The 16673-nt window shown below is 34.9% G+C and carries 14 protein-coding genes; 7 read left to right on the plus strand and 7 right to left on the minus strand.

What is annotated here, in order from left to right; all coding sequences use genetic code 11:
* The first annotated feature begins 174 nt into the window (after positions 1 to 174).
* Positions 175 to 513, plus strand: coding sequence for a P-II family nitrogen regulator (glnK, locus tag DKK79_RS04480; RefSeq protein WP_034882964.1), 339 nt, complete (start codon positions 175 to 177; stop codon positions 511 to 513).
* Between the two features lie 20 nt (positions 514 to 533).
* Positions 534 to 1814: an ammonium transporter AmtB gene (gene amtB, locus DKK79_RS04485; protein WP_110423012.1), complete on the plus strand. Its 1281-nt coding sequence runs from the start codon at positions 534 to 536 to the stop codon at positions 1812 to 1814.
* Between the two features lie 108 nt (positions 1815 to 1922).
* Here amtB and DKK79_RS04490 read toward each other — a convergent pair whose 3' ends face one another.
* Positions 1923 to 2399 (minus strand): hypothetical protein, encoded by a 477-nt coding sequence (locus DKK79_RS04490; RefSeq protein WP_034882966.1) that lies wholly within the window; start codon positions 2397 to 2399, stop codon positions 1923 to 1925.
* A gap of 1095 nt (positions 2400 to 3494) precedes the next feature.
* Here DKK79_RS04490 and dsdC point away from each other — a divergent pair.
* A complete protein-coding gene (gene dsdC, locus DKK79_RS04495) occupies positions 3495 to 4439 on the plus strand; it encodes a DNA-binding transcriptional regulator DsdC (protein WP_110423013.1) in 945 nt (314 codons plus the stop codon).
* A gap of 53 nt (positions 4440 to 4492) precedes the next feature.
* On the opposite strand, the gene DKK79_RS04500 is transcribed toward dsdC, so the two are convergent.
* The 4 genes from DKK79_RS04500 to fdhD all read right to left on the minus strand — a co-directional run bounded on the left by DKK79_RS04500 (position 4493) and on the right by fdhD (position 8724).
* Positions 4493 to 5392 carry an EamA family transporter gene (locus tag DKK79_RS04500; protein WP_034882996.1) on the minus strand — a complete coding sequence of 300 codons (900 nt, stop codon included), beginning with the start codon at positions 5390 to 5392 and terminating at the stop codon, positions 4493 to 4495.
* Positions 5393 to 5562: 170 nt separating this feature from the next.
* Positions 5563 to 6789 carry a nucleoside permease gene (locus DKK79_RS04505; RefSeq protein ID WP_034882968.1) on the minus strand — a complete coding sequence of 409 codons (1227 nt, stop codon included), beginning with the start codon at positions 6787 to 6789 and terminating at the stop codon, positions 5563 to 5565.
* A 54-nt stretch (positions 6790 to 6843) separates the two neighbouring features.
* Positions 6844 to 7662 carry a purine-nucleoside phosphorylase gene (locus tag DKK79_RS04510; RefSeq protein ID WP_110423014.1) on the minus strand — a complete coding sequence of 273 codons (819 nt, stop codon included), beginning with the start codon at positions 7660 to 7662 and terminating at the stop codon, positions 6844 to 6846.
* A gap of 252 nt (positions 7663 to 7914) precedes the next feature.
* Complete coding sequence (gene fdhD, locus DKK79_RS04515; protein WP_110423015.1) at positions 7915 to 8724, minus strand: formate dehydrogenase accessory sulfurtransferase FdhD; 810 nt, start codon at positions 8722 to 8724, stop codon at positions 7915 to 7917.
* 186 nt (positions 8725 to 8910) lie between these two features.
* On the opposite strand from fdhD, the gene DKK79_RS04520 reads away from it, so the two are divergent.
* On the plus strand, positions 8911 to 9441 hold the full coding sequence (locus DKK79_RS04520; RefSeq protein ID WP_034882970.1) for a DedA family protein: 531 nt from the start codon (positions 8911 to 8913) through the stop codon (positions 9439 to 9441).
* On the opposite strand, the gene mscM is transcribed toward DKK79_RS04520, so the two are convergent.
* Complete coding sequence (gene mscM / locus DKK79_RS04525; RefSeq protein WP_110423016.1) at positions 9438 to 12056, minus strand: miniconductance mechanosensitive channel MscM; 2619 nt, start codon at positions 12054 to 12056, stop codon at positions 9438 to 9440. The genes DKK79_RS04520 and mscM overlap by 4 nt on opposite strands.
* A 4-nt stretch (positions 12057 to 12060) precedes the next feature.
* A complete protein-coding gene (gene asd / locus DKK79_RS04530) occupies positions 12061 to 12909 on the minus strand; it encodes an archaetidylserine decarboxylase (RefSeq protein ID WP_034882971.1) in 849 nt (282 codons plus the stop codon).
* Positions 12910 to 13119: 210 nt separating this feature from the next.
* Between asd and rhaB the strand changes: the two genes are divergently transcribed.
* The 3 genes from rhaB to rhaD are packed head-to-tail and all read left to right on the plus strand — an operon-like array spanning position 13120 to position 16657.
* Positions 13120 to 14526, plus strand: a complete 1407-nt coding sequence (rhaB, locus tag DKK79_RS04535; protein WP_110423017.1) for a rhamnulokinase — start codon at positions 13120 to 13122, stop codon at positions 14524 to 14526.
* Between the two features lie 42 nt (positions 14527 to 14568).
* On the plus strand, positions 14569 to 15822 hold the full coding sequence (locus DKK79_RS04540; protein ID WP_110423018.1) for an L-rhamnose isomerase: 1254 nt from the start codon (positions 14569 to 14571) through the stop codon (positions 15820 to 15822).
* A gap of 10 nt (positions 15823 to 15832) precedes the next feature.
* A complete protein-coding gene (gene rhaD / locus DKK79_RS04545; RefSeq protein ID WP_110423019.1) occupies positions 15833 to 16657 on the plus strand; it encodes a rhamnulose-1-phosphate aldolase in 825 nt (274 codons plus the stop codon).
* The last annotated feature ends 16 nt before the right edge of the window (positions 16658 to 16673 follow it).

Here is a 16673-nt window from a genome sequence, read left to right on the forward strand (position 1 = left end):
GATAATACGGTTATTTTTACTTTAAAAAACTCGTTCCTCAACTTTTTTTATAAAAAGTAACAATCAATAATCCTTAAAAATTTAAAGTATTTCAATATTACTTAGCCAAGTATTAATTTTTGGCACGCGCTTTGCATTACCTTTAATAACATTAATAGTTATAAGGAGTAATGGATGAAATTTGTCACAGTAGTTATCAAACCTTTTAAATTAGAAGAGGTCAGAGAGTCACTATCCAATATAGGTGTTACGGGTTTAACTGTTACTGAAGTTAAAGGTTTTGGTCGGCAAAAAGGTCATGCTGAATTGTATCGAGGTGCAGAATACAATGTTAACTTTTTGCCAAAAGTAAAAATAGAGTTAGCAATCAGTGATGAATTGCTTGATGAAGTGATTAGTACTATTACTAAAGCCGCTTATACCGGAAAAATAGGTGATGGCAAAATATTTGTTACGTCGTTAGAACATGTCGTGCGAATTCGTACCGGCGAGACTGATGAGTCAGCACTATAACTATCAATAAGGATATCATTATGTTGAAAAAAATTATTTTCTCTTTTGGCTTGCTTCTAACCGGTCCGGTTTTTGCCGAAGAAGTAGTGATTGTTGATAAAGCCGATAACGGTTTTATGATGATTTGTACTGCATTAGTGCTATTTATGTCTGTACCGGGTATCGCATTTTTTTATGGTGGTTTATTAAGATCTAAAAATGTTCTCTCCATGTTATCACAAGTATTAGTTACTTTTTCATTAATAGCCGTATTATGGATTGTTTATGGTTATTCATTAGCATTTGGTGAGGGTAATTGGTTTTTCGGTAATTTTGACCATTTTTTGTTAGTCAATGTTGGCATTACTGATATTTCAGGGTCGATTTATGAAATGATTTGGATTGCTTTTCAAGGTTCATTTGCTTGTATCACATGTTGTTTGATTTTAGGGGCTTTTGCCGAAAGAATTCGTTTTTCAGCTGTGCTGATCTTTATGGTTTTATGGTTTACTTTCTCCTATATTCCAATGGCGCATATGGTCTGGGGTGGCGGAATTCTTGGTGATGAAGGTGCATTGGATTTTGCTGGTGGTACTGTGGTGCATATTAATGCCGCTGTTGCTGGTCTATTAGGTGCTTACTTGCTTAAAAGCCGTATTGGTTATAACCGTGAGCCGTTAAAACCATTCAACTTACCGTATGTTTATCTTGGTGCAGCAATATTATACATTGGTTGGTTTGGCTTCAATGCCGGATCGTCAACACATGCGGACGAAATCGCTGGCCTAGCATTTATTAATACAGTGGCAGCAACAGCAGCAGCGGTACTCTCTTGGACTATAGCTGAATGGTTTTTACGCGGTAAACCATCATGTTTAGGCGCGGCATCTGGTGTGATTGCTGGATTAGTTGGTATTACCCCGGCAGCAGGTTTTGTCGGTGTCGGCGGAGCGATGTTAATTGGTCTTATTTGTGGATTTGCCGGTGTTTGGGGAGTTTCATCTTTAAAAAGGATTTTAAAAGTCGATGATACTTGTGATGTATTTGGCGTTCATGGTGTGTGTGGTATTGTAGGTTGTCTATTAACTGGAGTGTTTACATCAGAGTCATTAGGGGGAACCGGTTATGCCGATGGCATCACAATGGCGAGTCAAGTGGGAATACAATTAATGAGTGTCATCACTTGTGTAATTTGGACAGCTATTATTGCTTATATTGCGTATAAAATCGCCGATCTAAGTGTTGGATTGCGAGTATCTGAAGAGTATGAACGTGAAGGTCTTGACATTAACAGCCATGGTGAAAGTGCTTTCAATAATTAAGTAAGAACTGTTAATTTAGATATATCATTGTTAAAAATTATACATAAAAAATCTACAGTAGGTGAGTACTGTAGATTTTTGGCTTATTAATTATTGTTAAGTTTTTTTCTAGTCATCCCATAGCATAATTGCATTATCATGGGTTAGGACTAAAGGTGGAGCAAAAAGGTACTCTTTAAATTTCGTTGGTAATAATTGTACATTGTTTAAATTAAACTGTATTTCAGGATAAAACTTGGCAAATTCCTTTAAACGAACATTAAGTAACTCCATTACCTTGTGTGATTCTTTAGCAATTAACATTTCCTCTTTTAACATGCCAATCTGTTTCTTATGATGCTCTGACTCATATATTTCTGGAAAAACAAATGAAAAACCTGATTTATTATTGGTATAGTTATCATCATGATGTTCCCTATATTCAGAATGGTGAAGTTTTAACTCCTTGATACGTAAACCAATAATCTCATCAATGTGATCGGTATAATCATTTAATGTTGAATCAAGATAAGCTAAGGTTTTGTGTTCAGGAATTGCATCATTACTGTGCACTAAGGTGAATAATGGCTTTTTATATGTCTTCATTCTGTAACTTCCTTTTTAATTCAGGATAAAATAGAACAATAAATTTGACAATAAACAAAAACGGCAATCTATATTGTCAAGGTATGTCTGTATAACTTAATGTTTACCCATAAAAATCAAATAAGATTTTTAATATTTTGCTATTTACTACTGACTATTAAAACTAATGGTTTTTAAAAAAAAGACCATTTTGTTACCATTACAATAAGACTAACATGCTAATTAATAGCATGCTTTAAACCGACTATCTTTTAAGTGCCCTCCTCATAATGTTATTAAAATACAAGTTATATAAAGTTAAAATATTTTAATTTTAATTTGAGTTTATCATTCAAAGATTAACCGAATAAATAAACTAGTTCTTATTTGGATAAAGGTAAGTTAGATTTCTTACAACTAAACATTTATCATGCCGTTAAGTTTTCTATCTTGATAAAATAGTTGTCTTAGAAACCTGATTCAGATTAGAGATATTTTGATACCTAAATCCAATCATTGGTTGATGTAAGTCCATTTAAGAAGTATCAAATCTTCTTGAAAATGTTGGTAATAAAAGGGATAAACTCTACTTCTAATTTATCTTATATCGGACTTAACTCTTTTGTTATTACTTTACTAAAAATATTTTTCAGAAAACTGTTAATTTTTGGTGAAGTAATATTAATTCTAAAAATTAGAAAATAATTTTATATATTGGTACGATTAATTGATATTTCAATACCCACAGATAACATTACTTCATCTTTTTTTATTTTACTAACTAAAACGAATAACAAAATGTATCAACCACGGTAAAGACATTACTTTATAGATGCAAAAAAACTTTAAAGAATATAATTTATTTTACTTAACTTTACAAATAATATTGCAAGTTCTGGGTTATTAAATACTAGTGATTTTTATTATTTTTGTCTACTATTTGATAAATGATCTATTGTTAACTTTAGGTGAGCTAGATTATTGCAAGACTGTTATATGCATCATTTTAGTGAATTTTTAAATAGGTTGTTGGCAAAATATCTATTGGCATTATCAATAGGAATAGATTAGATTATATACTTACCATTTTATAAGATGGTTTATAGGAAATAATAAATGAACAGTGAAGATACTCTATCAAATAAAAATCATTTTATAAATCGTTACCAGTTATCAAAATTGCATACCTTTGAGTCAGCTGCACGCCATCTATCCTTTGCATTAGCAGCAGAAGAACTCTGTATAAGTCCAAGTGCAGTAAGCCATCAAATCAATAAACTTGAAGAAGAACTTAATTTTAAATTATTTAAACGCTTTCATCGACGTATTACGTTGACGCATGATGGCAAAAATTTATTCACAGTAGTTAAAAAATCACTTAATATCTTGAATCAAGAAATTTTAGATATTAAAAATAAAGATGTTACTGGTGCACTTACTATTTATTCTTGCCCATCATTTATTCAAGAGTTTTTAATTCCAAAATTATCACAATTTACTGATTATTATCCCTATATCACTTTAAATATTATTTCGGGTAATAAAGCTATCAATTTTAGTCAATATCCTATTGATTTAGCAATTTATTATGATTCATTACATTATGATGAATTAGCCTGTGAACATTTAATTAGTGAAACAATTATACCTGTTTGTACACCAGATTATGCCCACCAGTATAATCTTTATAACAATACGGAAAACTTAAAAAACTGTGTCTTATTGCACTATAATCCTAATAAAATTTTAGATTTTGGTTTTGATGAATGGCAGTCATGGGCCAATCATTTTTCTTTGTCTTTCGATTTTAACAAAATGCAAAATATGCTATTTGATCGCTCTGATCATTCGGTTGCTGCTGCAATCAATAATGCAGGCGTTGCTATGGGTAGAAAGCAAATTATTGCTAAATATTTGAACTCCGGAAAACTGGTTACTCCTTTTGCCGATCTTGAAGCACCATGTACTCAACGTTATTATATTTGTAAATCACAAGAAAAATATAATCCAAAAACGGATATTTTTATTCAGTGGTTAAAAAGTTATGTCCAACATGTTTGATAATGAAATTAACCATAATTGAGTGTGGATCTCCACACTTAATTTATTGATGATTATTTTTTTAAATGTTTTAGATTCGGTAAGGCAATAGCAAACAAAATAATGACGACACCAATCCATTGATTCAAATAGACTGATTCTCTTAAATAAAAATAAGAACAGGTTACCGCAACAGGCAGTTCTGCAGCCGATAAAATTGCACTTAGTGAAATACCAATTTTAGGCATACCGACAGAAAATAAAAAAGGTGGTAAAACCGTACCCAATAAGGCTAATAAAAAACCTAGTTGATAGATTTTATCGTCAATACTGAGTTCAAAAAAGAACAACGGCGGAAAAATACCAAAAGTTACAATGCAGGCACCGGTTATCATCAAGGCACTCTTTTCTAATTTTGGTAATTCATTTCCAATATTGCTACTGGTGGTAATAAAAAGTGAATACATTAATGCCGCTAAAAAGCCAAAGAAACAACCCGTTAAGTTTAATTCGATAGCTTGATTAAAAATACCTGCAGCTAAAGAGCTTCCAACAATAATCGTTACTACTGTGACTAATTGCATCGGAGTTGGTTTATTTTTAAAAATAACAAAATCAATAATCACACTAATCCACAGATATTGCATTAGTAAAATAATGGCGATTGATGCCGGCACTAACTGCACACATTGATAATAGCAAATGCCGACTAACCCAGGAAATATACCTACTGCACATACCTGCCACTTTTTGGTTAATGGCGTTTTACTTGCAATAGTTACCTTGCTTTTATTAAACGTTTTTACCAGAAAATGGATTCCCCATAATATTATCATGCCTAAAAAACACTGAATGCCAGTGACTTGACCAAGGGTATAACCAGATTTATAAGCAGTTTTTACAATTGATGAGAGCACACCAAAACTACACGCGCCTAAAAAAACTAATAAACCACCGAAAAATTTTTCTTTCATACTTAAAATCTCATTACGTTTAAAACTACATTTGTCACCAAATAATGGCGCATAAAAAATCATAACCAATAATTTGTGGCTTTATGTCACTATTTTTACGGTATGGTAATACTCAAAAAAACAGAGGATAATTAAGGGATAATTTATCCCTTAATTATATTGATGAGTTGTTACTTTGTAGATTGTTTATAATTAAAGGTAAAATAAAAAACAAAACCTAAAATTAACGCGTAAGCTGCAAAAATTAACCAAATTGAGTGCCAATCTTTTAAGCCTTCATGGGTATTGAAATCAACTACAAAACCACTAATAAATGAACCAATTATTGCTCCAATGCCATTAACCATGGTCATAAATAGCCCTTGGGCACTGGCACGAATATTCGCGTTTACTTCTTTTTCAATAAAAATAGAACCTGATATATTAAAGAAGTCAAAAGCACAACCATAAACAATCATTGATAACATCAATAATACAAAACCAAATGGAGTTGGATCACCATAGGCAAAAAAGCCGAATCTCAGTGTCCATGCTATTAAGCTTATCATTATGACCTTTTTAATGCCAAATTTTTTGAGAAAAAATGGGATTGTCAAAATGAAGGCAACTTCAGCCATTTGTGAGACTGATAATAATATCGCTGGATGTTGCACAATGATGCTATCTTGAAATTCGGGAATCTTACCAAAATCTTTTAAAAATGCACCACCGAAGGTGTTGGTGATTTGTAATATGGCTCCAAGTAACATTGAAAAGAGAAAAAATATCGACATTACCGGTTTTTTAAATAATACAAGTGCATCTAAGCCTAAACGTGAGATCCATGATTGCTGTTGATTACGGTTTATTTTAATGTCAGGTAAGGTTGCACTGTAGATAACCAAAATTACCGATGCACCACAAGCAATATAGAGTTGAGCATTGCTTATATCGATTTTAAGTAAGCTGATCGTCCACATGGCGATAATAAAGCCGACTGTTCCAAACACCCGAATTTTTGGAAAAACGCTAACAGAGTCTAAATGACTGTTATCTAGACAGTGATAGCTTATTGAATTAGATAAAGCAATGGTTGGCATAAATGCCATCGCATTGATAAGCATCAACCAATATAAATGATTAGGTGTGGTTGCGGAGGCTGCATAAAACAGTGCAATAGCACAAACAGCATGACAAAGCATAAATAGATATTTAGGTGGAATAAATTTATCCGCAATAATGCCAATAATAAACGGCATGACTAATGCCGCAAAACCTTTTGTACTATAAACTAATCCGACTTCTGCACCCGAAAAATGCAACGTATTGATTAAATAAATACCAAACGTCGTCAGCCAGCTTCCCCATATAAAATATTGGAAAAACATCATGACTTGTAATCTATGTTTCATGTTCATTATTTATATCCAAAATTAAGGAACTGCTTAGATAAAATTTAAAAAAATTACCAATTAAAAACGTGCAATTGTTTTAGTAATCAATTTTAAGAAGGTTGATTTAACGCGCTCAGCTGTTTCGATCACTTCTTCATGTCCTAATGGTTGATCTAAAATGCCACAAGCCATATTAGTCAAACAAGAGATACCAATAGTTTTAATGCCAGAATGATGAGCAATAATCGCTTCAGGAACAGTTGACATGCCAACCGCATCAGCACCTAAGGTTCGGATCATTCTAATTTCTGCTGGAGTTTCATAAGTTGGACCAGTCCACCAAGCATAGACACCCTGTTGTAAAGTGATGTTCAGCTTTTTAGCCACTTCGCTAACAATTGCTCTTAATGATTTGTTATAAACTTCACTTACGTCCAAAAAGCGTACACCTAATTCTGGATTATTCGGTCCCATTAATGGGTTATTAGCGGTTAAGTTAATATGATCGGTAATAATCATTAAATCACCTGGTTTAAAGCTGGTGTTTACTGCACCACAGGCATTGGTAATGATGAGTTTTTCAACACCAAGCATTTTCATCACTCGCACCGGGAAGGTAACTTCATCTAATGAAAAACCTTCATAATAATGGAAACGACCTTTCATCGCGACAACTGTTTTATCACCAGATTGACCGATCACTAATTCATTAGCATGACCAACCGCAGCGGATTTGGCAAAGTGAGGAATATTGTCATAAGGAATATGAACTGCATCTTCAAGAGTATCAGCAAAAGGCCCTAATCCAGATCCAAGTATGATCCCGATTGTCGGTTTTTTGTCGGTTTGTTGTTGAATATAGTTCACTGCTTGTTGTATATCGGCTGTTTGATGCATGACGCTATCCTTTCAAATTTTAGTAAAAACTTAATTATCATGATTAAAATCATAATTAGAAAAAGAGCACATAATATATAATAAAAACAAAGTTGTTCTTATTTTGGGCGTATATTATGATGATCTTCGACCAATAAAGAAAGACGTGATATGAGATATCTTAGTGGAAATAAGTTAATATATTGTTTTTATTGCAATATTAAACAAATTATTTTAGTCATTTTTCAACTAATTTAACTGAAAAATCGCTTTTTATTCAACAATACGTTCACTATTCGAATAAATAACACCTTGAGTACCTCTAAAAAATCCCACTAATGTTAATTGGCTTTGTTTAGCTTGCTCAATCGCCATTGAAGTAGCAGCTGAAACGGCAAAGAGAATTTCGATACCGCAACGAGCCGTTTTTTGCACCATTTCATAGCTAGCTCTACTTGAAACCAGAATGATACCTTTTATATTTTGATTAAGTTTTTGTTGTAACTCGGCGCGATAACCTAATAATTTATCTAAAGCGACATGTCTACCAACATCTTCAAATCCGGCAATAAAATTGCCGTTTAAATCCAACCATACCGCAGCATGCATACAACCAGTTTGGCCGCCTACGATCTGGACTTTGGTTAAATAATCAAGAGATTGATGAAAATCAGATAGGTGAATTTTATCACTTAATGTAAGCGGAGAAATAAACTGACAAACTTGATCTATCTGTTGGGCACCACAAATTCCACAGCCAGTTCTACCGGTCAAACTTCGGCGTTTTTCTTTTAATTGCATAAAACGTCGCGAAGAGAGTTCAATATGAACTTCAATGCCTTGTTCACCACTGATAATATCAATGCCATAAATTTCATCAACCGACTCGATAATATTTTCTGTTAACGAAAAACCAATAGCGAAATAATTTAGATCTTTAGGGGTTGCCATCATCACAACGTGGGAAATACCGTTATAAATTAGTGCAATCGGTTTTTCAATTGCGACAGTATCTTCTTTTGATGGTTGTAATTGACCATATTTAAATTTATGCACATTGAATTTTTTAATACCTAATGTCATGATTTATTTCTCAGTTATAAGCAGACCTAATTTTCATTATATTAACTGAGGTTGGTATCAATAAAAAGCCTGACATGCAGGCTTATTACTTTTATTAGTTTCTACCAATGATTAGGTAGGTTAGAACTATACAACAGTTATTGTGTTAGAATAAGGTATTCTAAAAAGATAACAGCAAGCAAATTTATGTCATTAAATGAAATCACGCATACTATTATGCAATTTATTGAACATCATCAAGTGTGGGCATTGCCAATTATTTTTTTATTAGCATTTGGCGAATCATTAGCGATCATCTCATTATTGGTTCCTGCAACAGCAATTTTATTGGGAGCTGGTGCATTAGTGGGAACAGGGGTGATCTCGTTTATTCCAGTTTTGATTGCCGCATCATTGGGTGCAATAATCGGTGATTTTCTCTCATATTGGTTAGGTAAACATTATCACCAACAGGTAATCTCTTCGTGGCCATTAAAAAAATATCCTAAAATGATATTTCGTGCAGAGCAATTCTTTCAGCGATATGGTACGTTCGGCGTGTTTATAGGGCGATTTTTTGGTCCTTTGCGAGCAGTCGTTCCACTAATTGCTGGTACGATGCATATGCCGGCAACAAAATTCAATATTGCTAATATTGCTTCGGCACCAATCTGGGCATTTGTTTTATTGGCTCCCGGCGCATTTGGGGTGCCATGGTTAGAAACTTTATTTGGTTAAATGGTACCAATGGTATAATTACGCCGCCCACTTTTACGGCCCAGTGCTTCTAAGTTAGTTTGTAAAGGTGGGAATGGCAACGTTAAATCATGTTGACGATAGGCTTCAATAATTAATTTATGTATTGCACTGCGTAGCTTCATACGATGTCCCATTTCGGCTGCAAATAACCGCAGTTCAAATAATTGGATACCTTCTTGAATATCAACTAAATAGACTTGCGGTTCAGGATCGCTAAGAACATATTCACACTCCTGAGACACTTGTTGTAATAGTTTCATAACCAGTTCACTATCAGCATCAATCGTAGCAGGTATGGTTAGCACAATACGCGTGATTGAGTCAGATAAAGACCAGTTTACTAGTTGTTCAGTAATAAACGCTTTATTGGGCATGACAATTTCTTTTCTGTCCCAATCAACAATAGTTATTGCCCGAGTATTAATTTTGGTAATATTACCCGTTAAGTCGCGAATGGTGACGGTATCACCAATCCTAACCGGTTTTTCAAACAAGATAATTAAACCAGAAATAAAATTAGCAAAAATCTCTTGTAAACCAAACCCTAAACCAACACCTAATGCTGCGATTAACCATTGAATTTTTGCCCAATCAATACCAATGAACGAAAAAGCAATCATACAACCAATCATTAATACAATGTATTTAGAAACCGTTGAAATGGCATAGCCAGTACCATGTGCTAAGTCCAAATGTTGTAAAATGCCTAACTCCAGTAGCGCCGGCAAGTTTTTTACTAACTGAACAGTGATGGTCATAACTAAAATAGCAATACAGACAGATCCAAGCGTAATATGTTGTTCGATTTCATTACCATTGATGATTGTACTTGTTCCCCACAGCTTAATGTTATTCATAAAGGCAAAAGCGGAATGGAGTTCAGACCAAAGCAAAATCATACTAATTAAAGCAATTAGCATAATAATCGATCGGACTAGTTGTAATGACTGAGCACTAATGACATCTAAATCGATAACGGGTTCATCGACATTATCATTCAAGGATGTTACATCTTCTTCGATTCCTTTAGCTCGCTGCATACGTTCTAATCGGCGTTGTTTAGTTCGTTCAAATTCAATTCGTCGTTTTTGTATCCACATCCAACGGCGAATCATAAAATAAATGACTAATAAACCAAACCATATAATGACCGAAGCCTCTAATCTTCCTAATAATACTTCTGCTGTCGACAAATAACCTAAACAAGCAGCAATAATCGCTAACCAAGGGGCACTTAGCAATGCAAACCAGAGAATATGACTTAATAAATTATCACCTGATCCCTTTTTATCAATATATAGCGGCACACCGGCACGATGAATTGAGTTAGTCATAAATACCAACGCAAAACAGAGGACAATAAATGCTGTTCTGCCAATAGTGGCGGCAAATTGACGATTATTGAACTGATCAAAGCTCATCACCACCATTACTAAGGGAATCACTACCCAAACGGACAGTTGATAATATTTCATGGCTTGGCGAACGTTTTGCTTTGACCAACCAAAATGAGTGATAAATAAACCGTTTTGTGAAGCAAAATGTGCCGTGATAATGAAGACCCATAAAACTGGTGCTGCGGCATTAACACCGTAGCCTAAAGCCACTGCGACGGGATAATCCCAATTTATTTGCAGCGCAAATCCTAACGCTGCCCATAAAATAGGAACGGGTAATGCCATAATTAATGAAAAAATAATTACTTTCAAGGTAAGTGCATAACTATCTTGGGTGACTTTACCAACTCGAGTAGCGGATTTATTTAAGAAAGCATTATATTTGCCACGCATTTTGAAATGCACAAAGACAAACAATAGTGAGAGTACTAAAAAAAATAGGGGCTTTGGTGCACTAAGCACTTCAACGCCAGCATTATAAAGTTGCGATAGCGTATCGATTGAAAAAGTGACGTAAACTACATCTTTGACCAAATCTAACAGGAAGCTTAGTGAAATTGGATTAACATCCGCTACCCAGAAAAAGTAACGATGTGCAGCATCATTAACCTCATCAATTGCATTGGTTAATTGCTTATTAGAAATTTTTAATTTAGTTAGCTCAAGAATGGTGGTATCAATACCTGAAATCAATGTTTTGAGAAGCTCACTTTGTTCTCTTATTAAACGTCGATATTGGCTAGCTGTTTTTAAATTATTCAAATTACCTGATAATACGGGGTAATTGTCTAAGCTTGCTAAAGTATTGGAGTAATTAAGTTGTTGGACTTTAGCCTCGGCAATTTCAGCATCGAGTGGTTGGGATTTGGGTTTTTCTGGTAAGCGTAATAACTGTTGGCGGAGGGTTTCGCCTAAGGCAGTTGAAAAACTCAACCACTCGCCTTGCTCAGCAAGTGTTGCGAGTGTATTTTGAACATGTGAAATTTGCGTATTAATATTATTTTGTTCATTAAGGATGCTGGTTAAATGAGCTTTTTGATACTCCATATTTTGACGAAGATCTTCATTTTTCTCATTCAGCTTAGTAATGACTTCGGTAAGCTGGTCTTCATTATCAATGTTGAGAATTGATTCTTCAGCAAAAGTAAAGCAAGACAGGAGTAGAAATATCCCAGCCAAACAACCGCGCAACAACATAAAGTTAGATCCTTTCAGCTAATTTTTGACCTACACGAGTAACATCACCAAGTTTAAGATGGGTATCAAATTCAACAGTATTTGAAGCGAATAACGTAATAACGGTTGACCCTAATTTAAAGCAACCCATATCTTCACCCTTAGCTAATTTAACATTACCAGCATAAGTCCAACGTTTCATCACGCCGTCACGAGGTGGAGTAATAACACCTTCCCATTTTAATTCTATGCTCCCTACAATAGTTGCCCCAACCATGATTTGCACCATTGGACCAAATTCAGTTTCGAATAAACAAATTACCCGTTCATTTCTGGCAAAAATATTAGGTATACTTTCGGTAGTTGCTTTATTAACGGAAAATAGCGAACCAGGGACATAAATCATTTCACGCAATGTACCATCGCAAGGCATATGAAAACGATGATAATTTTTCGGCGATAAATAGGTAGTCGCGAAAGATCCATTTTTAAAAAATTTAATCATATCTGGATGGCAAGCAAGCAGCGCATCAAGTGAGTAAAAATGCCCCTTAGCTTGTAAAAGTAAATTATCCTGAATTTTACCAAATTGACTAATTACGCCATCGGCTGGCATTACGATACTATTTGCCGCGTCATCAATTGGACGCGCATTAGCTTTTAGCTCACGAGCAAAAAAGTCATTAAACGTCTTATACTCTTTAGCATCGGTCAACTTAGCTTCGTTCAAATCAATTTTATACAATTTACAAAAACCGATAATCATCCAAGTTGTGAAACTGCCCAAACGTCGGTTAGCTAACCAACCGAATAGGTTAGTTAATAACTGTTTTGGAAGAAGATACTGAATAATTGCTTTTAGCTGATTTAACATAGATAGCTCTCAATTTATTTTCTAAATAAGGCATTATATCAATATTTAATCTGAATGTATAAACAACCCAACCTTATTCTCATTTTGTGGTAAAGATCACAAGCATTTTAAAAATTTTGCCAAACTTATTTAACAATGGCAGTCAATTAAAAGTATCTATCTGGTTAATTGACTAGACTGTCCTCATTAGCAAAAGTGAGGATAATTATAATGGCAGATAGATATATTGCTGCAATCGATTTAGGTGCATCGAGTGGCCGAGTCATGTTGTCGAGTTATCAATCTCAAACGGCAAAAATAACATTAACTGAGATACATCGGTTTAGTAATGGATTCAAAACTAATGATAAAAACTATTGTTGGGATTTGGACTATTTAGAACAAGAAATCTTAACTGGATTAAACAAAATTTGCCAACAAGGTATCAAGCTCGACAGTATTGGTATTGATACCTGGGGCGTTGATTATGTGTTGCTTGATAAGCAAGGCCAAATCGTTGGTCCTACATACTCTTATCGTGATCATCGTACTGACAATATAATGTCAAAAGTACAAGATGAAATTGGCCTAGAAAATATTTATCAAAAAACTGGCATCCAATTTTTAACCTTCAATACACTTTATCAACTCAAAGCCATGATGCTTGAATCACCGAAATGGTTATCACAAGTGACCGATTTTGTCATGATTCCCGATTATTTAATTTATCGCTTAACTGGTGTATTAAATCGCGAATACACCAATGCAACCACCACTCAACTGGTCAATGTTGCCACTCAAAATTGGGACAAAGATCTGCTTGATTATCTTGGTGTACCGCGAAAATGGTTTGGTGATATCAACATGCCAGGAAACAAAGTTGGTTATTGGCAAAGTACCACGGGCGATCGTATACCGGTAATTGCTGTTGCCAGCCATGATACTGCTAGTGCAGTTATTGCTGCACCAATGATGGACGAACATAGTGCTTATTTATGTTCAGGTACTTGGTCATTAATGGGATTGGAAGCGAAACAACCACTGACAGGTGAACAGGCGTTAAAAGCCAATATTACTAATGAAGGTGGGGTAGAAGGTAATTATCGAATTTTAAAAAACATCATGGGGCTGTGGCTATTTCAACGTGTCTGTGCTGAAAATAACATCAAAGATATTACTGATTTAATCGCATCAGCAAAACAAGAACAACCTTTTGTTTTTTTGATTAATCCCAATGATCCAAGGTTTTTAAATCCAGAAGTCATGACAGAAACCATTCAACAGGTCTGTTTAGAAAACAGTGGTCAAGTTCCTAAAAACTTATCCCAGTTAGTCAGATGTATTTTCGACAGTCTAGCTCACTTATATCGAGACGTACTACACGAGTTATCGACACTCAGTGGTAAATCAATCAACACATTACACATTGTTGGTGGTGGTTGTCAAAATGCTTTTTTAAACCAGTTATGTGCTGACTTATGTCATGTCAACGTTAGCTCAGGTCCGATTGAATCATCAGCATTAGGTAATGTCGGTTATCAGTTAATTTCCTTAGGTGAAGTTGCTGATGTTAATGCTTTAAGACAGCTAATTTCCCAGAATTTTGACTGCAAATATTATCAACCAACAAATAATTAACCAATTAATTTTAAAAAATCTATATTTAGTAAGGAGTATTCCATGAGCACAATTGAAAATGCCTATCAGATCGCCAAAGCAAGATTTGCTGAAATCGGGGTAGATACCGATGCTGCAATAACCGCAATGGCAAAATTACCGATCTCGGTACACTGTTGGCAAGGAGATGATGTTGCCGGTTTTGAAATGCAAGAAGGTGAATTAACAGGGGGGATCCAAGCAACCGGTAATTATCCGGGTAAAGCTCGCAGTGCCGATGAATTAAGAGCCGATTTAGATAAAGCCTTTAGTCTTATTCCTGGCCCTAAAAGACTAAATCTACATGCTTCATATTTAGAATCCGACCAAAAAGTTGATCGTAACGAAGTTAAACCTGAACATTTTGCCAATTGGGTAAAATGGGCTAAACAACACCAAATTGGTTTAGATTTCAATCCAACTTACTTTTCACATCCTTTAAGTAATGAAGGGACGCTAACGCATATTAATCCAGAAATTCGTCAATTTTGGATAGATCATGGCAAAGCGTGTCGCAAAGTATCGGAATATTTTGGTAAAGAATTAGGGACACCGTCGGTCATGAATATCTGGTTACCAGATGGCATGAAAGATATTACTGTAGACAAATTTAGTCCAAGACAACATTTGGTTGAATCATTGGACCAAATTATCCACGAAAAAATCGATCCTAGATATCACATTGATGCAGTTGAAAGCAAGTTATTTGGTATCGGTCTGGAATCTTATACTGCTGGTTCAAATGAATTTTATCTCGCCTATGCGACCTCACGTAAAACAGCACTATGTTTAGATGCTGGGCATTTCCATCCAACTGAAGTGATTTCTGACAAAATTTCTGCCGTTATGCCATTTGTTGAACATCTATTACTTCATGTAAGCCGCCCAGTACGTTGGGATAGCGATCACGTGGTTCTTTTTGATGATGAAACGCAAAATATTGCCAGTGAAATCATTCGAAACAAATTATTTGATCGCGTGCATATTGGTTTAGATTTCTTTGATGCTTCCATTAACCGAATTGCGGCATGGGTAATTGGTACTCGCAATATGAAAAAATGCCTATTAAAAGCATTATTAGAACCAACCGAAAAATTAAAAAAATATGAACATGATCGTGACTTTACCTCACGATTAGCATTACTAGAAGAACAAAAATCACTACCTTGGCAAGCAGTTTGGGATCAGTATTGTTTATTGAATGAAGTCCCTGTTGGCAGCCGATGGTTAGATGAAGTTCGTCAATATGAAACAACAGTTTTAACTAAACGATCATAAGGAACACAAAATGCAACAGATTCTTTCTTCTTGGTTTGTAAAAGGGATGATCAAAGCCACTTACGACATGTGGTTAAAAGGCTGGGATGAGCGTAATGGGGGTAATGTTAGTTTAAGATTACTCGAAAGCGATGTTCTCGCTTTTCAAAATGAATTTTATGAAAACCCACGCCACGTATCGTTGACTCAAGATGTCACAAAACTCGCTAACCAGTACTTTATTGTTACAGGTTCAGGCAAGTTTTTTCGCAATGTTATTTTAGATCCTGCTGACACGTTAGCCGTTGTCAAAATCGACCAAGAAGGCAAAGGTTATTACATTATGTGGGGATTGATAAATGGTGGTTTACCAACTTCCGAACTCGCTGCCCATCTACAATCACATATTGTAAGAATTGAGCAAAGTCAAGGTAAAGACCGAGTCATCATGCATTGTCATGCGACTAATCTAATTGCGTTAACTTATGTCTTAGAACTCGATACCGCGGTAATAACCAGATGGTTATGGGAGATGAGTACCGAGTGTTTAGTCGTGTTCCCTGACGGTGTTGGAGTAGTGCCTTGGATGGTGCCTGGCAAAGATGAAATTGGTTATGCCACAGCCAAACAAATGGCAAAACATAGTCTAGTGTTATGGGCTTTTCATGGTGTATTTGGGACTGGTCCAACCTTAGATGAAGCTTTTGGTTTAATTGATACAGCAGAAAAATCAGCAGAAGTTTTAGTCAAAGTCTTATCAATGGGCGGAAAACGTCAAACCATCACTACTGACGAGTTTAGATTATTAGCTGAGCGTTTTGCTGTTACTCCAATGGAGGAGGCACTTAAACAGTAAAAGTAACTAATAACAA

The sequence above is a fragment of the Gilliamella apicola genome, assembly GCF_003202915.1.
GTDB classification, from domain to species: Bacteria; Pseudomonadota; Gammaproteobacteria; order Enterobacterales; family Orbaceae; genus Gilliamella; species Gilliamella apicola_Q.